Annotated in this window: 17 protein-coding genes; 12 read left to right on the forward strand and 5 right to left on the reverse strand. The window is 68.8% G+C overall.

The genetic code is table 11. The annotated features are described in order from the left end of the window. Positions 1-22 precede the first annotated feature (22 nt). Entirely contained in the window at positions 23-880 is an 858-nt protein-coding gene (locus ACQPXM_RS13415; RefSeq protein ID WP_432948330.1) for a GNAT family N-acetyltransferase, read from the reverse strand. A 52-nt stretch (positions 881-932) separates the two neighbouring features. Here ACQPXM_RS13415 and ACQPXM_RS13420 point away from each other — a divergent pair, with 52 nt between their 5' ends. From ACQPXM_RS13420 to ACQPXM_RS13450, 7 genes are all read left to right on the forward strand, one after another. Then, entirely contained in the window at positions 933-1,844 is a 912-nt protein-coding gene (locus ACQPXM_RS13420; protein ID WP_432948332.1) for a phosphotransferase enzyme family protein, read from the forward strand. Between the two features lie 27 nt (positions 1,845-1,871). Next, on the forward strand, positions 1,872-2,435 hold the full coding sequence (locus tag ACQPXM_RS13425) for a GNAT family N-acetyltransferase (protein WP_432948334.1): 564 nt from the start codon (positions 1,872-1,874) through the stop codon (positions 2,433-2,435). Between the two features lie 503 nt (positions 2,436-2,938). Beyond that, a complete protein-coding gene (locus tag ACQPXM_RS13430) occupies positions 2,939-3,937 on the forward strand; it encodes an ABC transporter permease (RefSeq protein WP_432948336.1) in 999 nt (332 codons plus the stop codon). After that, positions 3,934-4,872, forward strand: coding sequence for a carbohydrate ABC transporter permease (locus tag ACQPXM_RS13435; RefSeq protein WP_432948338.1), 939 nt, complete (start codon positions 3,934-3,936; stop codon positions 4,870-4,872). The genes ACQPXM_RS13430 and ACQPXM_RS13435 overlap by 4 nt, the downstream gene beginning before the upstream one ends. A gap of 42 nt (positions 4,873-4,914) precedes the next feature. Further along, entirely contained in the window at positions 4,915-6,585 is a 1,671-nt protein-coding gene (locus ACQPXM_RS13440; RefSeq protein ID WP_432948340.1) for an ABC transporter substrate-binding protein, read from the forward strand. Positions 6,586-6,684: 99 nt separating this feature from the next. Beyond that, positions 6,685-8,979, forward strand: coding sequence for a glycoside hydrolase family 95 protein (locus ACQPXM_RS13445; RefSeq protein ID WP_432948342.1), 2,295 nt, complete (start codon positions 6,685-6,687; stop codon positions 8,977-8,979). A 65-nt stretch (positions 8,980-9,044) separates the two neighbouring features. Beyond that, entirely contained in the window at positions 9,045-10,064 is a 1,020-nt protein-coding gene (locus ACQPXM_RS13450; protein WP_432948344.1) for an ABC transporter substrate-binding protein, read from the forward strand. Between the two features lie 40 nt (positions 10,065-10,104). On the opposite strand, the gene ACQPXM_RS13455 is transcribed toward ACQPXM_RS13450, so the two are convergent. After that, positions 10,105-10,716: a hypothetical protein gene (locus ACQPXM_RS13455; RefSeq protein WP_432948346.1), complete on the reverse strand. Its 612-nt coding sequence runs from the start codon at positions 10,714-10,716 to the stop codon at positions 10,105-10,107. A 58-nt stretch (positions 10,717-10,774) separates the two neighbouring features. Next, positions 10,775-11,269 (reverse strand): PaaI family thioesterase, encoded by a 495-nt coding sequence (locus ACQPXM_RS13460; protein WP_432948348.1) that lies wholly within the window; start codon positions 11,267-11,269, stop codon positions 10,775-10,777. A 164-nt stretch (positions 11,270-11,433) separates the two neighbouring features. Here ACQPXM_RS13460 and ACQPXM_RS13465 point away from each other — a divergent pair, with 164 nt between their 5' ends. After that, on the forward strand, positions 11,434-12,438 hold the full coding sequence (locus ACQPXM_RS13465; RefSeq protein ID WP_432948350.1) for an endonuclease/exonuclease/phosphatase family protein: 1,005 nt from the start codon (positions 11,434-11,436) through the stop codon (positions 12,436-12,438). Between the two features lie 22 nt (positions 12,439-12,460). Here the strand turns inward: ACQPXM_RS13465 and ACQPXM_RS13470 are convergent, their stop codons facing one another. Together ACQPXM_RS13470 and ACQPXM_RS13475 are read right to left on the reverse strand one after the other, a co-directional pair. Beyond that, positions 12,461-13,102, reverse strand: a complete 642-nt coding sequence (locus ACQPXM_RS13470) for a response regulator (protein ID WP_432948352.1) — start codon at positions 13,100-13,102, stop codon at positions 12,461-12,463. Then, a complete protein-coding gene (locus ACQPXM_RS13475; protein ID WP_432948354.1) occupies positions 13,095-14,174 on the reverse strand; it encodes a sensor histidine kinase in 1,080 nt (359 codons plus the stop codon). Before ACQPXM_RS13475 ends, ACQPXM_RS13470 begins: the two co-directional genes overlap by 8 nt. 286 nt (positions 14,175-14,460) lie before the next feature. Here ACQPXM_RS13475 and ACQPXM_RS13480 point away from each other — a divergent pair, with 286 nt between their 5' ends. The 4 genes from ACQPXM_RS13480 (at position 14,461) to ACQPXM_RS13495 (ending at position 19,183) form a co-directional block, all read left to right on the forward strand. Further along, positions 14,461-16,140: a sodium:solute symporter family protein gene (locus tag ACQPXM_RS13480; RefSeq protein WP_432948356.1), complete on the forward strand. Its 1,680-nt coding sequence runs from the start codon at positions 14,461-14,463 to the stop codon at positions 16,138-16,140. Between the two features lie 19 nt (positions 16,141-16,159). Then, positions 16,160-16,411 carry a hypothetical protein gene (locus tag ACQPXM_RS13485; RefSeq protein ID WP_432948358.1) on the forward strand — a complete coding sequence of 84 codons (252 nt, stop codon included), beginning with the start codon at positions 16,160-16,162 and terminating at the stop codon, positions 16,409-16,411. A 103-nt stretch (positions 16,412-16,514) separates the two neighbouring features. After that, on the forward strand, positions 16,515-17,408 hold the full coding sequence (locus ACQPXM_RS13490) for a hypothetical protein (protein ID WP_432948360.1): 894 nt from the start codon (positions 16,515-16,517) through the stop codon (positions 17,406-17,408). After that, complete coding sequence (locus tag ACQPXM_RS13495; RefSeq protein WP_432948362.1) at positions 17,408-19,183, forward strand: GMC family oxidoreductase N-terminal domain-containing protein; 1,776 nt, start codon at positions 17,408-17,410, stop codon at positions 19,181-19,183. Before ACQPXM_RS13490 ends, ACQPXM_RS13495 begins: the two co-directional genes overlap by 1 nt. Positions 19,184-19,249: the final 66 nt, after the last annotated feature.

The following is a 19,249-nucleotide window of genomic DNA, read 5'->3' on the forward strand; positions in this document are numbered from 1 at the left end:
CCGTTCCCCCGTGATGGTCGGGTCAGGTCTTGTGCCGGCCCTGAATCGGTTTGCGGTAGCGGGGCTGACGGGCGCTGCGGCGGTAGCCGAGCGATTCGTAGAGCGCGACGCTGCCGTTGGGGTTCTCCTCCAGGGTCCAGATGCCGCTGGTGTGAATGCCGTGGTCGAGCAGCTGGGCGTGATTGACGCGCAGCAACGCGGAGGCGAGCCCCCGACGCCGGAACGCGGGCCGTACGCCGACCCACGGGGTGTCGGCGACGCCGTCCTCATCCTCGGCGCTGATCACCCAGCCGGCCAGTTGGTTCCCGGCGTACGCGAGGGTCCACAGTTCGTGGTCGGGGAAGTCGTCGGCGGCCTCACGCTCGAACTCCTCGAAGGTGTCCTGGACGTAACCGAGGGAGCGGTCGTTGAAGACCTCGGCGTTCGCCGCGAAGACGTCGCGGTGGTGGTCCGCGGAGGCCGCGCGCAATTCGATCCCGGCCGGCAGGTCGACCAGCGGAGCGCCGTCGAGCTCCAGCGTGAGCTGGATCCTGGTGAACGCGATCTCGTAGCCTGCCGCGCGCAGCAGAGCCTCGATGCCCGGGTCGTCGTCGCGGGGGTTGCCGCCGTACATCGCGGGGCCGGCGGTGGGATGGGCGGCGAGGTGCTCGCGCGCCTGGTTCTCCTGCCAGGCGAGGATCTCGCGTCCGTGCCCCCGGCCGCGGAAGACCGGCTCGACCCAGCCGAGCAGCAGGTACAGGCGGGTGCCGTCGGCCTCGTCCCACCAGCGCAGCGCCGTACAGCCGACGAGTTGTCCGTTGTCCAGGGCAACGAATTCGGGAGTGAAGCCGGCCCGGACGGCGTCCACGCCGTCGGTCACCTCGATCGCGCGCAGGTCCATGCCCGGCGATTATCCGGGCGCGGGAAGCCCAACGCACCTGGATAATGGACCGATGCCCACCACGCCGTACGACGTCGCAGCCCGGCTCGGTCTCCCGGTCGAGAAGCTGGAGGAGATCCAAGGCACCGACCCGGCCCATCCCGGCAACGGCAATTGGTTCCTGTGGACCGGCGCAGGGGAGCGCGTCGTCCTGCGCCGCTACCACGTCCTCCGCACCAAGCTGGACCTGCTGTTCGAGGCGAAGGTGCTGGCCCACCTCACCGACCGCGGCTGGGACGTGCCCAGCACGGTCGCCGGCCCGATCCGGTCCGACGAACGCTTCTGGGCCGCGACGCGATTCGTCTCCGGTCAGCCCCGGCGCGGCGAAACGCCCGAGCAGCGGGCCGAACGCGGCGCGGTCCTCGCGCGGCTGCACGCCGACCTGCGCGAGCTTGTCGTCGACCTGCCCCAACGCGAAGGGTTCTTCCAGGGCTGCGACCTGGCGGCGATGGGCGAGTTCCAGGACTGGGTTCCGGGGATCGCCGCCCTGCGGGAACTACGCCCCGACCTCGCCGACTGGGCGGACGCCGCGATGGCCGCCGGCAAGCAATTCGTTGCCGAGCACAACCTGCTGGAGCTGCCGCAGGTGATCGTGCACGGCGACTTCGCCGAGTGGAACCTGCACTTCGAGGGCGAGCGGGTGGGCGTGATCGACTTCGACCTCGCCCACCTGGACAGCCGCAGCTGGGAGTTCGTGATGGCCCGCGTGCACCGTTCGCCCGAGCTGATCACCGGCTACCAGCAGCAGGCGACCGAGCTCGGCATCCCGTTGTCGGCCGAGGAGATCGCCGCGACCGAGCCGCTGGAGCGGGTGTTCCGGGTCAACATGGTGATGGCCGAGCTCTGGACCGGGCAGCACACCGGCCGCTTCGACCTGCAGGAGATCGAGAAGCAGCTCGGCCGCACCGGGACACCGCGTCCCTGACACCCCCATGCCTGACACACTGCCTCCATGCCGAATCTGAGCAGCCCTGCCTTGGTCGCTGGTGCGCTGTCCCGGATGGCCCAGCCCCGCCTCGCCGGCATGCGGCCGTGGCGCGCCGACGACGTCGCGGCGGTGCGCGAGGCCTTCTCTGACGCGGATGTCCAGCGCTGGCACGTCCTGCGGATCGACGACGACGCCGAGGGCCTGACCTGGGTGGCTCAATGGGCCTGGCGCTGGTCGGCGGAGGAGGCGGCAAGCTGGGCGATCGTCGGCGACGACGACCGGGCGGTCGGCCAGATCGGCCTGCGCGGCATCGACCTTCCGGAAGCCAAGGCGCACCTCTCGTACTGGGTGCTTCCCGCCGCCCGCGGCCGAGGTCTGGCCGGGCGGGCTGTGCAGGTCCTCACCGAGTGGTCCTTCGGCACGCTCGGGCTGCACCGGCTGTCCATCGACCATTCGGTGCACAACGAGCAGTCGTGCCGCGTCGCGACCAAGGCCGGGTACCCGCTCGAGGGCGTACTGCGCGGCTCGATGCTGCACGCCGACGGCTGGCACGACGCCCACGTTCACGGGCGCCTCGCCGTCGACTGACACCAGCGCGACGCTCACCCAGTGCGCATGCGCGGTGCGTTTCGCGACCGGCCGGCATCAGGTGTCGGGTCGACCCGGCCGAGGGGCCTACCGCGAAGTCCTGACGACTTGGGCCCGAAAGTCTTGACATTGAGGCCCCCGGCACAGTTGACTGCGACATAGTTAACGGTAGAAACAAACTGGTCCGGACCGGAGACGACCGCTCAGAACGCCTCCGCCGCCGCCCGACGTGACGCTCAGATCCCCCGGTGCCGCCGTGGGATCCATTGGCGTTTCCCGACCATGTCATTTGCCGTCGGCAACTGCTCGGATCCCTTGTGGAGCAGGGGTTTCGCGGGCTTGGTCAACATCGGATAACCACCCGCGTGGTGCCTCTTCCGCAACGCCGGGTTCTGTGTCATTCTCCCGGTGAAGAGTTCCGAGATCCTATCGGATATCGGTTCTGGCGCAGACGGTGCGCGAATCGTCACAGCACGTGCGGGACCAGGAAAGGGATTCGGCGAGTGAGTGGAACGATCGAGGTGAACCCGGCGCCACCGGCTCCGGTGGTGCAGCAGGCGGTGACCAGTGTCCGCCGGCGCCGGCCGAGCCGCCGGACGGCGGCCCGCCGCAGTTTCCGCCGGCACTGGCAGCTCTACCTGCTGATCGTGCTCCCGCTCGCGTACTTCGTGATCTTCAAGTACATCCCGATCTCCAACGCGGTGATCGCGTTCAAGGACTACAGCCCGGTCAAGGGCCCGTGGGGCAGCGAGTGGGTCGGCTTCAAGAACTTCCAGCTGTTCTTCGACAACCCGGTCTTCTGGACGTTGCTGAAGAACACCTTCGGCCTGGCGCTCTACACCGTGCTGGCCAGCTTCCCGATCCCGATCATCCTGGCGCTGGCGCTGAACGAGATCCGCCAGGGCGTGTTCAAGAAGACCGTCCAGCTGGTCACCTATGCGCCGTACTTCATCTCCACCGTCGTCGTGGTCTCGATGACGCTGCTGGTGCTGTCGCCGCGGCTGGGCTTCGTCAACGACGCGATCGGGCTGTTCGGCGTACCGGCGATCGACTTTCTCGGTGACCCGGACTACTTCCGGCACATCTACGTCTGGTCCGACGTCTGGCAGACCACCGGGTACTCCGCGGTGATCTACCTGGCCGCACTGGCCGGCATCGACCCGGCGCTGCACGAGTCGGCCCGGATCGACGGCGCCAGCCGGCTGCAGCGGATCTGGAACGTCGACCTGCCCGGCATCATGCCGACCGCCGTGATCATCCTGGTGCTCGGCGTCGGCAACATCATGTCGATCGGGTTCGAGAAGGTCTTCCTGCTGCAGAACCCGCTGAACCTGGCCCAGTCCGAGATCATCGCCACCTACGTCTACAAGACGGGTCTGCTGAACGCCGACTTCTCGATGGCGACGGCGATCGGGCTGTTCAACTCCGTGGTCAATCTCTTCCTGCTGGTTGCGGTGAACTTCGCCGCCAAGCGCATCACCGGAAACGGACTCTGGTCATGACCATTACCTCCCTGGGCTCCCGCCGTCCCAACACGACCGTGTCCGAACGGACCACGATCGAGGAGACGCGCGCCGACAAGATCTTCCTCGTCGGCGTCAGGATCATGCTCTGGATCGCCCTGATCGCGGTCGCGCTGCCGCTGATCTACATCGTCGCCAGCTCGTTCAGCTCCGCGTCGGCGGTCTCGGCCGGCCGCGTGCTGCTCTGGCCAGTCGAGCCGAGCCTGCGCGCGTACCAGGAGGCGCTCGGCGACCCGGCGATCGTGCGCGGGTACGTCAACTCGATCATCTACGCCGTCGGTGGCACGCTGATCAGCGTCTCGCTGACGATCGCGATCGCCTACCCGCTGTCGCGCAGCACGTTCTTCGGCCGCAACGTGATCATGACCGGGCTGATCTTCACGATGCTGTTCTCCGGCGGCCTGATCCCGACGTACCTGGTGGTGCAGGACCTGCACATGCTCGACACCCGGTGGGCGATGGTGATCCCGAGCGCGATCGGCGTCTGGCAGGTGATCATCGCGCGGACCTTCTTCCGCTCGACGATCCCCGACGAGCTGTACGAGGCGGCCACGCTGGACGGCGCGAGCGACCTGCGCTTCCTGTGGTCGGTGGTGCTGCCGCTGTCCAAGCCGGTGATCGCGGTGATTGCGCTGATGTACGTGATCTTCCAGTGGAACAGCTACTTCGACGCGCTGGTCTACCTGAAGGACCCCTCGCTGTACCCGTTGCAGATCGTTCTGCGCAACGTGCTGATTCTCAACAAGTCGGGCGCGGACGCGGCCGACCTGGCCGGGAAGTTGGAGCAGCAACAACTGGCCAACGTCCTCAAGTACGCGCTGATCGTCATCTCGACGCTGCCCGTGCTCGTCATCTACCCGTTCGTCGCTCGCCACTTCACCAAGGGCGTGATGGTCGGCGCAGTCAAGGGCTAGTGGCCCAGCGGTAGTAAGTCCCCGAGAAAGGAAACAAGGCAAATGCGCTCAACCATGGGCAAAGTGGCGGCACTGGCGGTGGCCACCGCACTGGCCGTCGCCGGCTGTTCGTCCAGCGACGACACCCAGGACGGTGCGGCCAACGAGGTCAGCGCCGACGGCAAGACCGTCATCGACGTCTTCGCCCCGGCCGACCCGACCACCAACCTGGACAGCAACCAGGTCACCAAGATCATCAGTGACAAGTTCAAGATCCAGTTCAAGTGGCAGACCACCACCTTCGACGCCGGCCCGGCCAAGGAGAAGCGGCAGATCGCGCTGGCCAGTGGTGACTACCCCGACCTGTTCCTGCTGATCCCGTGGGTCGACGGCTTCACCCAGGCCGAGGTGCTCAAGCTCGGTGGCCAGGGCGTCGCGCTGCCGCTGGAGCAGCTGATCAAGGACAACGCGCCGAACATCCAGAAGGCGCTGGACTCGAACAAGACGCTCAAGGAGATGTCGACCGCCCCCGACGGTCACATCTACGCGCTGCCGCAGTGGTCGGACTGCTTCCACTGCACCTACCCGGACAAGCTGTGGATCAACAGCGCCTGGCTGAAGAAGCTCAACCTGCAGGTGCCGAAGACCACCGAGGAGCTGCGCACGGTCCTGCGCGCGTTCAAGACCCAGGACCCGAACGGCAACGGCAAGGCCGACGAGATCCCGATGAGCACCGACGTCCAGGACAGCAGCCTGCTCGGCTTCCTGATGAACGCCTTCACCTACAACCCGGTCGGCGCCAACAACGGCGTTCGCTCGCTGCTCACGCTGGACGGCGACAAGGTCGTCACCCCGGTGAACAAGCCGGAGTGGAAGGAGGGCCTGAAGTACATCAACTCGCTGTACAAGGAAGGCCTGATCGACCAGGGCTCGTTCACCCAGAACGCCGAGGCGCTGCAGGCCCTGGGCAACGACCCGAAGGCGGTCCGGCTCGGTTCGGTGCCGGTGCTGTGGCCCGGCATCTTCGTCCAGCTCGGCTCGAAGGACGGCCGTGACAAGCAGTACGACGCGGTGCCGCCGCTGACCGGTCCGGCCGGCAAGAGCTACACCGGCTACAACTACCCGAGCTCGACCGGCTACACCTTCATGCTGACCAACAAGGCCAGCAAGGAGGCGCAGGTCGCCGCGATCAAGATGCTCGACTACATCTACAGCGACGAGGGCCGCAAGGTCAGCGTGATGGGCCCCGAGGGTGTCGGCTGGGTCAAGCCGCGGCCTGGTGACGTGGCGCTGGACGACAAGACCAAGGTCGGCTACTACCGCAAGGGCGAGACCGAGCACCCCAAGAACATCTCCTGGGACGCGATGGCGCAGTACAACATCACCCTGCAGTACCGCAACGAGCAGGCCGTGCCGACCGACATCTACAGCGACGCCGGTCTCGAGCGGCGCCTGTTCCAGGCCACCAAGCAGTACGAGGGCCACGAGGACAAGGCGCAGTGGTTCCCGCAGACCTCGGTCTGGCCGGACCCGAGCCTGGCCGGTGAGCTGGCCACCCTGCAGACGAACCTGAACAACTACGTCACGCAGAACCAGCTCGCCTTCATCACCGGGTCGAAGAACATCGACACCGGGTGGGACGAGTACGTCAAGGGCCTGGACGGGACCGGCATGCCGCGGTACCTGGAGATCCAGCAGCAGGCCTACGACAAGTACAAGTCGGGCCAGAAGTAGCAAGTCTCTCCACCTCCACCCCGGCCGTACCCGGGGAGCCGCCGTCCTGGCTCCCTGGGTACGGCCGCACCCCTGTCAGGCCCTGAAAGGACTGCTGTGATGTCGCACGAGCTGTGGTTCCGTACCCCCGCGCCGGACTGGTTCGAGGCGTTGCCGCTCGGCAACGGGCACCTCGGCGGCATGGTGTTCGGGCGCGTGAGCGACGAGCGGATCGCGCTCAACCTGGACGACGTCTGGTCCGGCGACGGGCCGCGCACGCTGCAGGTGACCGACGGGCCGGCCGTGCTGGCCGACGTACGCCGGCTGTTGCTCGAGGACGGCGACCGGCTCGCGGCGACGGAACGGACGCGGGCGTTGCAGGGCCCGCTGGTCGAGTCGTACCAGCCGCTCGGCGATCTGCTGATCACGACACCGCAAGGCGACGTCGAGGACTACCGGCGCAGCCTCGATCTGCGGACCGGGATCGCCGCGATCGACTACACACAAGGCGGCGTGCGATACCGGCGGGAGAGTTACGTGTCGACGCCCGACCAGGTGCTGGTCTGGACGGTCACGGCCGACGCGCCGGGATCGGTCGACCTGACGGCCGCGCTGACCAGCGTGCACCCGGTCGATCCGTCGGTGGTGGACAGCCGGACCGTCGGGATCACCGGGCGGGCGCCGTCCGACCTGACGATCGAGTACCGCGACAGCCCGGACCCGATCCGGTACGAGGACGGCCGGGGGATCGGGTTCGGCGTCGTACTGCGAGCGTTCGCCGAGGGCGGCACGCTCAGCGTGGGGCGAGACGGCATCACCGTCGAAGGCGCGGACTCGGTCACGTTGGTGCTGTCAGCCGCTAGCAGTTTCCGGGGCTGGTCGGTGCCGCCGGACCGGGAGTCGCCGCTGCCGGACGCCGTACGGCTGGTGGATGCAGTTGCCGTTGACAAGCTTCGCCAACGGCATCTGGACGACCACGTCGCACTCTTCGATCGGGCCGGGCTCACCCTCGGTACGCCGGTCGACCTGCCGACCGACGAGCGAGTGCGCGCGGTCGGTGCTGGTGGCAACGACCCGGCGCTGGCCGCGCTGGTCTTCGCCTTCGGCCGGTACTTGCTGATGGCATCGTCGCGTCCCGGCACTCAGGCGGCCAACCTGCAAGGGATCTGGAACCAGGACCGGCGCCCGATGTGGGCGAGCGACTGGACCAACAACATCAACACCCAGATGAACTACTGGCTCGCCGACGTGACCGGTCTCGGCGAGTGCTTCGACCCGCTGACCGACCTGCTCGAAGGGCTCGCCGAGTCGGGCCGGGAGACCGCCCGCATCCTGTACGACGCACCGGGCTGGGTGTCGCACCACAACGCCGACCTCTGGCGCGCGACCTGGCCGGTCGGCGACGGGGGAGACGACCCGGTGTGGTCGATGGCCGCGACCTGCGGAGTCTGGCTGTCGGCTCACCTGATGGAGCACTACCGGTTCCACCCCGACGAGGCCTGGCTGCGCGACCGCGCCTACCCGATCCTGGCCGGCGCGACGGAATTCGTGCTCGCGATGCTCGTCGAGGATCGCGACGGGCGGCTGCAGTTCGTCCCGTCGACGGCGCCCGAGCACCACTTCCTGCTGCCGTCGGGCGACAAGGCGTCGGTGGACCTGACCTCGACGTACGACCTGTGGCTGATCCGTGAGCTGATCGCGAACCTGGTCGAGGCGGAGACCGCGCTCGGCCTGTCCTCCGAACTGGCGGCCCGCGGCGCGGCGGCGGTCGCCCGGTTGCCCGAGATCGGGTTCGCCGAGGACGGCCGGCTGCTGGAGTGGCCGACCGATTGGCCGCCGTCGGAGTTCGACCACCGGCATCAGTCCCACTTGTACGGTCTCTACCCGGGCGCCCAGATCGACCCGGCCCGTACGCCGCAGTGGGCGGACGGCGTTCGCAAGTCGCTCGCGCTGCGCACCTCCGGCCGCCCGGCCGGCGGCTGGACGAGCGCCTGGCTGATCGCGCTCTACGCCCGCCTGTACGAACCGCAGAAGGCGGCCGACGTCGTCCGCGACTACACCAGCCGCCTGGTCGCCGGCAGCCTGCTCCACCGCGACGGCGACATCTTCCAGATCGACGCCAACCTCGGCCTGACCGGGGCGATCGCCGAACTGCTGATCCAGAGCCACACCGACGTCGTCCGGCTCCTTCCGGCAGTGCCCGCCGAGTGGCCCGACGGCTCGTTCCACGGTTTGCGTGCCCGCGGCGGCCCGTCCTTCGACGTCACCTGGCGCGACGGGCAGATCACCGAAGCGGTGGTCCGGGCCGACCGGGCCGGCCGCTTCCGGATCGCGCTGGGCACGACGGCCGAGCCGATCGAGATCGACGTCGCCTCGGCAGAGCCCGTCCGGTTGATGGGATCCGCAACCGGATGAGGGTTGCCTAACCAAACTCGGGTAATGTCCGCTACGGATCGACCGCCCGAGGAAAGGGACATGACATGAGGAGCCGATGGAGCGCCGCCGTCGCGGGACTGGCCGTGCTCGGCCTGGCACTGGCCGGCTGCGGCAGCGACGAGAAGTCGGCCGACACCGGCCCTGGTGACACCGAGGTGGCCACCGGAGGGCGGCTGTTCTCGACCGCTGACGCGGAGACGGCCAAGCTCGGTTCGGACGCCGCGGACGGCGTCTTCCCTCGCACGATCAAGCACGCGCTCGGCGAGACCAAGCTGGAGAAGAAGCCCGAGCGGGTCGTCGTCCTGGACAGTGGCGAACTGGACGGCGTACTGGCGCTCGGCATGACGCCGGTCGGCATGGCCACCAACGCCGGACAGAGCGGTGTGCCGAGCTACCTGGCCGACAAGGCGCAGGGCATCCCGACCGTCGGTGGGGTGACCGAGCTCAACCTCGAGGCGATCGCCAACCTGAAGCCCGACCTGATCCTGGGCAGCAAGCTGCGGGCCAACGACCTGTACCCGAAGCTGAGCGCGATCGCGCCGACCGTGATGAGCATCCGGCCGGGGTTCCCGTGGAAGGAGGACTTCCTGCTGGTCGCGGACGCGCTCGGCGAGGAGGCCAAGGCGACCGGGCTGCTGAACGACTACCAGAAGCGCGCCGACGAGGTGAAGAGCAAGGTCCAGGGCTCGCCGACGATCTCGCTGGTCCGGTTCCGGCCGGGCGACATCCGGCTGTACGGCAACCTGTCGTTCATCGGCGTGATCCTCAAGGACGTCGGCCTGCCGCGCCCCAAGGTGCAGGACATCCAGGAGCTCGCACTGGAGATCTCGCAGGAGAACATCGGCCAGGCCGACGGCGACTGGATCTTCTACTCCAGCTACGGCAAGCCCGAGACGACCGCCGAGAACACCGTGGTCAACGGCACGCTGTGGAAGTCGCTGTCCGCTGTGAAGGCCGGTCACGTCGCGCGGGTCGACGACGAGGTCTGGTTCCTCGGGCTCGGCCCGATCGGTGCCCAGGCCACGCTGAACGACCTGGAGAAGCTGCTCACCACCAAGAGCTGATCCCGGTACGCCGGCCCGCTGCCTCGGTGGTGGGCCGGCGTCAGTCGGGGACGCGGCCTCGGTCGTTGACCGCCACGTGCGGGGCGTAGCGGCGTACGGCGGCTTCGAGCTCTTCGAAGGACAGGGTCCGGGTGAGCAGTCCGCCGGGCCAGTCGCAGGACGGGCCCCAGTTCTTGGACAGCTTCGGGAGCTCGGCGTCCGGGACCTTCTGGACGATCAAGTGCGACGACCAGGTCTCGTCGTCCTCGCCGTGCACCTCGCGCCGCTCCACCCGGCAGATGCCGTGCACCTGGTCCCACGGCAGCTTCTGCGGCTGCTCGCCGCCGAGGTAGACGCCGTCCGCGTCGATCGCTAGCAGGATCTCCTCGCCGTCCGCCTCGTGCCGGGACTCCGCCGTCGTCACCCAGCCGACGCCGAGCAGCACCGGCAGCCCGACCGCGAAGATCAGCGGCATCCCGCCGAGCGACAGCCAGACCGCTTCGAGCGGGCCGCGGATCGGCTGGTCCGTGGCCAGGGCGTAGACGACGCAGCCGATCGTCAGGGCGACCATCAGCCCGAACACCACCAGGCCGACGTACAGAAGTCCGACCGGGCTCTCCCACCGGCTCCGGCGCACCACGAACGAGGGTGCGGGCTCGGTCTTCGTCGTCATACCCGCATTGTGTGCGCTGCCGGGGGCATCCACCAGCCCGTCGGGCGGGTCGCGGCGGTCAGGCGGTGCCGGGCCGCGAGCGGACCAGCAGGGTGCTGGTCGCGGTGGCGACCAGATTCCCGGCGGCGGTCTTGACGTTGCCTTCGGCAAATATCACCGAGCGGCCGCCCTTCACCACCCAGCCGGTTCCGACCAGCTCGCCGGTGTCGGCGAACACCGGGCGCAGGTAGTTCACCTTGATCTCGACCGAGGTGTAGCCGACGCCGGCCGGCAGTGTGCTGTGCGCGGCGCAACCGGTCACCGTGTCCAGCAGCGTGCAGACCAGCCCGCCGTGCACCATCCCGATCGGGTTGTACGTCGCGTGCGAGGGCTTACAGCTGAACGCCACCTTGCCCAACTCCGCGCTCACCGGCCCGAACCGCATCAGCACCCCGATCGGTGGCGGTGGGATGGTGCCGTCGATCAGCCCCTGCATGTACTCCAGGCCGCTGAGCGCCGCCGTCTCGGCCAGCACCTGCTCGGGATCGGTCCACTGGAACGTCTGTTCACCCATGGCCGCAGCGTAGACACCGGCTGGTCATTTCGGTCGCCCGGTCCTCCGATCGGTGCGGCCTGGACCGGTGTGCGGGCGCGGTTCGTCGTTCGTACGGATGAATTACCCGCCGCTGACGTGTCCCGGGCTTTGGTCCGGACCGGCTGTCCGTAAGAATCGACGACATGCCGGACCGCCAGACCGCTCTCGCCAACCGCCCGCCGCGTACCGCCGCCCGCCGACGTCGCGCCGGCGGATCTCGTACCGGTGGCAAGTGGCGTCGCGGCAAGGTGATCGCCGTGCTGGCCGTCCTGTCGGCGCTGCCGCTGCTGTTCCACCGCTACGTGCCGAACTCGATCGGCAACCTGGGCAGCCTGCTGGACACCTTCCTGCCCTGGGTCGGCCTCGCCGTGCCGGTGCTCGGTGTCGCCGCGGTGGTCCGCCGCTCGGCCACGGCCGGGGTCGCGCTGCTGGTGCCCGCGGTGGTGTGGGGGCTGATGTTCGGCCACCTGCTGATCCCGAACGGTTCCGGCGGGCCGCACGACCTGCGTGTGCTCTCGCACAACGTCGACGCCGCCAACCCGGACCCGGAGAAGACCGCGGCCGACCTGCTCGCCGCCGACGCGGACGTGATGGCGCTGGAGGAGATCACCCCGGCCGACCTGAAGATCTACAAACGCGAGTTCGCCGCGGCGTACCCGCACGTGGTCTCGCGTGGCACCGTCGCGCTGTGGTCGAAGTTCCCGGTCGAGGAGGGCAAGGCGGTCGACGTCGGCTTCGCCTGGACCCGGGCGCTGCGCGCCGAGGTCAGTACGCCGGAGGGCAAGGTCGCGTTCTACGTCGCCCACCTGGCGTCGGTGCGGATCGGCACCAGCGGCTTCACGTCGAACCAGCGCAACGAGACCATCAAGCAGCTCGGCCAGCAGATCGCCGCGGAGAAGCGCGCGGGCGTGGTTGTGATGGGCGACTTCAACGGCACCGCGAACGACCGAAGCCTCGCGCCGATCACCGCGGGCCTGCGCTCGGCCCAGGGCGCCGCGGGCCAGGGCTTCGGCTTCACCTGGCCGGCGAAGTTCCCGATGGCGAGGATCGACCACATCATGGTCCGCGGCGTGACGCCGACCAAGGCCTGGGTGATGGCTCCGACGGGCAGCGACCACCGCCCGGTCGTGGCGGAACTCACCATCTGACCGCTGCCTTCAGGGCGGTGACTCAGGCTTCGGCGATGCCGTGGCGGTAGGCGTACCGGACGGCTTCGGCGCGGTGGCGGGCGCCGATCTTCGCGAAGGTGTTGTTGATGTGGGTCTTCACCGTCGCCTCGCCGATGAACAAGAGCTTGGCGATCTCGGTGTTGCTGAGCCCCTGGGCGATCAGCCGCAGCACCTCGGTCTCGCGGGCGGTCAGCCCGTCCTTCGCCGCCGTCGGGGTCGGGGACAGGCCGGCGATCAGCCGACGGGAGACCTCCGGGTCGAACGTCGCCTGCCCGGCCGCGGTCGCGCGCAGGGCCGCGCCGATCTCGACCCGTCCCGCGTCCTTCGTCAGGTAACCGCGAGCCCCGGCGCGCAGGGCCTGCGCGATCGAGGTGTCGTCGGCGTACGTCGTCAGCACCAGCACGGCGACCTCCGGGTGATCCGCGGTCAGCCGGGCCGTCGCCTGCACGCCGTCGAGCACCGGCATCCGCAGATCCATCAGCACGACATCCACGTTGCCCGCAGCAACCAACTCGATCGCCTCGACCCCGTTCGCCGCCGCGCCGGTCACCTCGATCCCGTCGAGCAGTCCCAGCAAGGCGACCAGCCCTTCGCGCACCACCTGCTGGTCGTCGGCCACCACCACGCGAATCTGGTCACTCATCGTCCACCTCCACCAACACCACCCAATCCCCACCAGCTGGTCCCGCCGAAACTCTCCCACCCACCAAAGCCACCCGCTCCCGCATCCCGGCCAACCCGAACCCACCCACGTCCCCGCGGTTCGTGCCGCGACTTTGATTCCGCACCTGCAGGCGGACCCCGGTGCTCGCATACTCCAGCTCGACCTGGACCTCCTTGCCCGGTGCGTGCCGGGCCGCGTTGGTGAGCGACTCGCGGGCAGCGCCGAGTAGTGCGACGACCACGCCGGAGTCGAGGGGGCGTGGTTCGCCGGTGATGGTGAGGTGGACGGGAGTTCGGTGGTCTTTCTGGTGTTGGTCGGTCAGGGATTCGAGGGCGACCGGGAGGGCTGGGACGTCGTCCTGGCGGAGGGTGACTACCGCGTTGCGGGCCTCGGTGAGGCCCTGGACGGCTAGGCGGCGGGAGCGGCGGATGCGGTCCAGGGCGGCCTGGCGGTCGTCGGCCTCGGCGAGTAGGGCTTCGGCGAGTTCCAGCTGCACGCTGAGGGCACCGAGTGAGTGCGCCAGTACGTCGTGCAGCTCGCGCGCGATGCGGCTGCGTTCGTCGAGGGCGGCGGCTCGGGCGTGTTCGCGCTGGGCGAGCATGGTCTGGTCGAGCAGTTCGGCGGTCTGTTGGGCGCGGAGTTCGTCGTACCGGCGGTTGAGGCCGAAGAGGACCAGGACGGCGGTCCACAGCAACTGGCTGAGGTACCAGCTCTGAGACCGGTCGAACCACTGCGCCGACAGGGCGTACGCGATCGCGCACCCGATGCCGACGGCAATGACCGGCTGGTTGGGGCGCAGCCGAGGGGTTCGGCGGAACGTCATCACGGTGATGTCGGTGATCGAGACCAGCGCGAGCACCAGCGCGTTCGCCCCGGGCATGCCGGTCAGCGCCGCGGCGCTCAGCGCGGCGTACGTGAGCAGCACGAGGGCCCACACCTCGTGCGTGTCCATCAGAAAGGTCCCGGCCAGGAAGCAGAACAAGCCGGTGCCCAGCACCGCCCACGCCCACGGCTCGGCAGGGTCCGCGGTCGCCAGTACCCCGATCGTCATCGCGCAAATCAACGGGCGGGCCAGGGGGCCGCGCCAGCCGAGCGGGCCGGCTCCCGGTTCTCGTTTCCTCGTCAACAGCGCTCCCGTCCCTCGGCCCTGGTCGCGTCGCGGGCCTGGCTGGTCGCCGTCGATCGTCGCACGGCCCGACAGTCCACGACCTCCTGCCGAGGGTGGAGACCGGGGTGGAGAAACGCCCGGCGCGGCCCAGCACGACTGTGGTTGAAAGCAGGAGTAACGTTCCTCACCGGTAACGACACCTTGCGTCATGTGACGATGCGGAGGCCGGATGCTCGCGCAAGAATCGGTCCTGAGGCTCGATGCCCAGGCGATCGACTACATCATCATCGCGTTGTACTTCGTGTTCGTGCTCGGAATCGGGTACCTGGCCAAACGCGCGGTCTCGAACAGCCTCGACTTCTTCCTGTCCGGCCGGTCGCTGCCGGCCTGGGTGACCGGTCTGGCGTTCATCTCGGCCAACCTGGGCGCGATCGAGATCATGGGCATGTCCGCCAACGGCGCGCAGTACGGCATGCCGACCGTGCACTACTTCTGGATCGGCGCGATCCCCGCGATGCTCTTCCTGGGTGTCGTGATGATGCCGTTCTACTACGGCTCAAAGGTGCGCAGCGTGCCGGAGTTCATGCTGCGCCGGTTCGGCAAGCCCGCCCACCTGGTGAACGCGATCAGCTTCGCGGTGGCGCAGGTGCTGATCGCGGGCGTGAACCTGTTCCTGCTCGCCACCATCGTCAACGTGCTGCTCGGCTGGCCGATCTGGATCTCCACGGTCGTTGCCGCGGTCATCGTTCTCAGCTACATCACGCTCGGTGGTCTGTCCGCGGCGATCTACAACGAGGTGCTCCAGTTCTTCGTGATCGTGGCCGCGCTGCTGCCGCTCACGCTGGTCGGCCTGCACAAGGTCGGCGGCTGGCAGGGGCTGGTCGACAAGGTCACCGCCGGACCGGGAGGCGGCGAGCAGATGACCGCCTGGCCGGGCAACGAGCTGAGCGGTTTCACCAACAGCACCCTGTCGGTGATCGGCCTGGTCTTCGGTCTCGGCTTCGTGCTGTCGTTCGGCTACTGGACGACGAACTTCGTCGAGGTCCAGCGCGCGATGGCGAGCAAGAACATGTCGGCGGCCCGGCGGACCCCGATCATCGGCTCGTTCCCGAAGATGTTCGTGCCGTTCATCGTGATCATCCCCGGCATGATCGCCGCGGTCGCCGTACCGGAGCTGCAGGCGGTGAAGGCCGGCACCGGGTCCGAGGTGACCTACAACGACGCGTTGCTGCTGCTGATGCGCGACCTGCTGCCCAACGGCATGCTCGGTCTGGCGATCACCGGTCTGCTGGCATCGTTCATGGCCGGTATGGCGGCCAACCTCAGCTCGTTCAACACGGTGATGACCTACGACCTGATCGAGCGCTACGTGATCAAGGACCGCAGCGACGACTTCTACCTGCGGACCGGTCGCTGGGTGACCGTGATCGGCACGCTGGTGGCGATCGGTACGGCGGCGATCGCGGCCGGCTACAGCAACCTGATGGACTACCTGCAGCAGCTGTTCTCGTTCTTCAACGCGCCGCTGTTCGCCACCTTCATCCTCGGTATGTTCTGGAAGCGGATGACCGCGACCGCCGGCTGGGTCGGTCTGGTCAGCGGTACGGCGACCGCCGTACTGGTCTTCGTGCTGTCCGAGACCGGCGTGATCGACCTGCCGGGTCAGGGTGCGAGCTTCGTCGGAGCCGGCGCGGCGTTCGTGGTCGACATCCTGCTCAGCGTCGTGATCAGCTTGATGACCAGGCCGAAGGCGGACGAGGAACTGAAGGGGCTGGTCTACTCGCTGACCCCGAAGGAGGACCGGACCGAGGCGGCCCAGGAGGGCGACCACGGCTGGTACCGCAAGCCGACGCTGCTGGCGGGGATCTCGCTGGCGATGGTCGTCGTGCTGAACATCGTCTTCGGCTGACCCGGAAAGGAACGAGGAGATGGCAGACAAGCAGAAAGCCGGAGCGTTCGACATCCGGGTCGTGATCGCGGCGCTGATCGGGGTGTACGGACTGGTGCTGACGATCCTCGGCATCATCGCCGACCCGGCCGAGGTGGCCAAGGCCGACGGGCTGAACATCAACCTGTGGGGCGGCATCGGGATGCTCGTCTTCGCGGCCCTGTTCGTGCTCTGGTCGAGACTGCGGCCGATCGTCGTACCGGCCGACCCGGACAAGACTCCGGCTGAGTAGGCAGTGACCTCCGGCGCCAGCGGTCGTTGTAAGACCACTAGCGCCGGTGGTCCTTCGCGGTGGGACGCCGGTCGCGCCCCCGTTCCGCCGCGAAGGACCACGTATGCCTGCAGATCCGTTGTCCCGCCGGGCCTTCCTGGCCCGGCTCGGCGTGCTCGGCGCGGCCCTGGGCGGAGGCGGCCTGCTGGCGCGTGGCCTTCTCGCGCCGGCCGACGCCGCCACCGGTAACCCGCTGCTGCCGCCGGCCGTCGACCTGATCCGCCCGGTGCTGGCCGAGCTCGCCCGCGACACGCTGAACGGCCTGACCGTGTTCGCGATGCCCGGCCCGGACGCCTACTCCCGCACACAAGGCACCCCGAGCAGTACGCCGGGTGCGCTGGAAGCGCGCGCCACCGACTTCATGATCGAGGCGCTGGACAACTTCGTCCCGTTGCCCGACGCGATCGCGCAGCCGATCAGCGCCGCGCTGGTCACCGGTCTGGCCGACAGCGGGATCGCGCTGCCCGGGCTCGAGCTGCTGCCGCCCGAGTTGCGCCGGCTGGACCGCGCGCTGGCGGCGTACCTGCAAAGTGACGAGGCGATCCCGCTGTCGTTCCCGATCGCCGGGCTGCTCAACCTGATGGCCACGCAGGTCAACCCGCTGGCGGTCAGCGGCGCGCACCTGTCGCCGTTCGCCCGGCTCACCTACGCCGAGAAGGCGGCCGCGTTCGCGCTGATCGAGAAGACCGACGCCGACCTGGTCGCGCTGCTCGACGTGCACTTCCCCGAGCCGCTGAAGGAGTCGGTCTCCGGGCTGCTCAAGTTCGTCGGCGGTGCGCTGATCGAGTTCGCCACCTTCGGCGCCTACAGCGAGTACGGCGTACTCGACAAGACCACCACGACCCTGCGCGCGCGTCCGATCGGCTGGAACCTGTCGGGTTACCAGCCGAACGGTCCGGTCGAGGGCTGGGACGACTTCATCGGTTACTACCAGGGACGCAAAGAGGTGCACGACTGATGCGCGACGTGATCGTGATCGGGGCCGGCGGTGGCGGTCCGGTGGTCGCCAAGGAGCTCGCCGCGAAGGGGCTCGACGTCCTGCTGCTGGAGGCCGGTCCGCGGCATGCGAAGCCGCGGGAGGAGTGGAGCACGTTCGAGGAGGACGCGAACAACCCGTTGTCGGGCTACTTCCGGCTCGGCCCGGGCGACCGCAGCAAACCGGCCTGGTACCGGGAGTGGCCGCAGAACTCGTTCGTCTGGCAGCTGTCGGGGGTCGGCGGCACGACGCAGCACTTCTACGGCAACTACCCGCGCGCTTACCCCGGTGTCTTCAAGGGGTACGACGGTGCCGACCGCAACGAGTACGACGTGGAGCACCGGTTCCCGTTCACCTACTCCGAGCTGGTGCCGTACTTCGAGTGGGTCGAGGCGACGATGCCGGTGATGACCGCGGCGATGGGCACCAAGGAGCAGCTGTTCTTCAAGGGTGCCGAGACGCTCGGGCTGCCGGTCCAGACCACCAAGACCACCCACCGGCCGTCGTACCGGCCGCAGGAGAACGCGATCCTGCAACCGGGCGGCACGGCGGGCAAGACCTCGGACAAGAACCTGCTGAACTACCCGCAGGCCACCGGCTGCACGTTCTGCGGCTACTGCTTCCAGGGCTGCATGCGGCCGAAGGGTGCCCCGCGCAACCAGTTCGCGAAGCGCTCGACCGACAACAGTTACGTGCCGATGGCCTTGACCGCCAACGTCTGGGCGCGCGGCGGGAAGCCGATCGAGCTGATCGCCGACGCCTACGTGACCCGCGTGCACAGCGAGCGGCGCAACGGCGAGCTGACCGCGACCGGCGTCACCTGGCGGGACAACGCGACCGGCGAGGAGCACCGCGAAGACGCGCGTGTCGTGGTGATGGCGGGCGGCTGCACGGAGAACCCGCGGCTGTGGTTCAACAGCGGCCTGCCGAACCCGAACGGCTGGGTCGGCCGCGGCTACACCGACCACTTCTTCGACTGGATGATCGGCTCGTTCGACGACTACACCGGCAACCCGAAGGGCGTCGGGTCCAGCGCGCGACTGGACTTCCCGCCGTACGGGGGACTGGAGAACGTCGGCCTGCCGCCGGCGCTGAACGCGTTCTCCGGCACGCTGTCGGACAGCGGGATCCGCGGCCAGTACAAGAACGGGCGCGGCCGGACCGGGCCGTGGGACGGGCCGGCCGGGCGGGTGATGGGCCCGGAACTGAAGGAGCTGATGGCCGGCGGGCTGGACCGCCTGCTGACCGTGCTGGTGATCACCGACGACGACGTCGAGGCGCAGAACCGGGTCACCCTGTCGGCGCTGCCGGCTGACGAGAACGGCCCGATCCCGAAGGTCACCTTCAAGCAGCGCCAGCGGACCAAGCGCACGCTGCGCAACCGGGAGTTCATGGCCCGCAAGGCCGCCGAGCTGCTGCGCGGCGCGGGGGCGAAGAAGGTCTACCGGATCGACTGGGCGCCGCTGATCCTGCACGTCCAGTCGTCGATGCGGATGGGGGAGTCCGAGCGGACGTCGGTGCTCGACGCGCGGGGCGAGGCGCGGGCGGTGAAACGGCTGTTCGTCGCCGACAACTCCGCGCTGGCCAACGGGCTCGGCGGGCCGAACCCGACGCTGACCAGCCAGGCGGTGGCGACCCGGACCGCGGAGAAGATCTTCCAGACCTACTTCGGCGGCGACCCCTGGGTCCGGTCGGAGTCGCCGGTGGTGTCCACCGACCCGCGGATCAGCGTGCGGCTGGGGCAGCTCGGCCTCTGACCATGTCCGTTCCGCGAACATCGGCGTCCGGCCCGGTCCTGCCGTCCGGGCGCCGGTGTTCCTAGG

This window comes from Kribbella sp. CA-253562 (assembly GCF_050942265.1).
In the GTDB taxonomy this organism is placed as follows: domain Bacteria; phylum Actinomycetota; class Actinomycetes; order Propionibacteriales; family Kribbellaceae; genus Kribbella.

Coding starts and splice junctions, on each gene's coding strand:
- ACQPXM_RS13420 (WP_432948332.1), top strand. CDS start 933: ATGCCCACCACGCCGTACGACGTCGCAGCCCGGCTCGGTCTCCCGGTC.
- ACQPXM_RS13440 (WP_432948340.1), top strand. CDS start 4,915: ATGCGCTCAACCATGGGCAAAGTGGCGGCACTGGCGGTGGCCACCGCA.
- ACQPXM_RS13415 (WP_432948330.1), bottom strand. CDS start 880: ATGGACCTGCGCGCGATCGAGGTGACCGACGGCGTGGACGCCGTCCGG.
- ACQPXM_RS13485 (WP_432948358.1), top strand. CDS start 16,160: ATGGCAGACAAGCAGAAAGCCGGAGCGTTCGACATCCGGGTCGTGATC.
- ACQPXM_RS13490 (WP_432948360.1), top strand. CDS start 16,515: ATGCCTGCAGATCCGTTGTCCCGCCGGGCCTTCCTGGCCCGGCTCGGC.
- ACQPXM_RS13435 (WP_432948338.1), top strand. CDS start 3,934: ATGACCATTACCTCCCTGGGCTCCCGCCGTCCCAACACGACCGTGTCC.
- ACQPXM_RS13465 (WP_432948350.1), top strand. CDS start 11,434: ATGCCGGACCGCCAGACCGCTCTCGCCAACCGCCCGCCGCGTACCGCC.
- ACQPXM_RS13460 (WP_432948348.1), bottom strand. CDS start 11,269: ATGGGTGAACAGACGTTCCAGTGGACCGATCCCGAGCAGGTGCTGGCC.
- ACQPXM_RS13475 (WP_432948354.1), bottom strand. CDS start 14,174: ATGACGATCGGGGTACTGGCGACCGCGGACCCTGCCGAGCCGTGGGCG.
- ACQPXM_RS13450 (WP_432948344.1), top strand. CDS start 9,045: ATGAGGAGCCGATGGAGCGCCGCCGTCGCGGGACTGGCCGTGCTCGGC.
- ACQPXM_RS13425 (WP_432948334.1), top strand. CDS start 1,872: ATGCCGAATCTGAGCAGCCCTGCCTTGGTCGCTGGTGCGCTGTCCCGG.
- ACQPXM_RS13470 (WP_432948352.1), bottom strand. CDS start 13,102: ATGAGTGACCAGATTCGCGTGGTGGTGGCCGACGACCAGCAGGTGGTG.
- ACQPXM_RS13445 (WP_432948342.1), top strand. CDS start 6,685: ATGTCGCACGAGCTGTGGTTCCGTACCCCCGCGCCGGACTGGTTCGAG.
- ACQPXM_RS13495 (WP_432948362.1), top strand. CDS start 17,408: ATGCGCGACGTGATCGTGATCGGGGCCGGCGGTGGCGGTCCGGTGGTC.
- ACQPXM_RS13455 (WP_432948346.1), bottom strand. CDS start 10,716: ATGACGACGAAGACCGAGCCCGCACCCTCGTTCGTGGTGCGCCGGAGC.
- ACQPXM_RS13480 (WP_432948356.1), top strand. CDS start 14,461: ATGCTCGCGCAAGAATCGGTCCTGAGGCTCGATGCCCAGGCGATCGAC.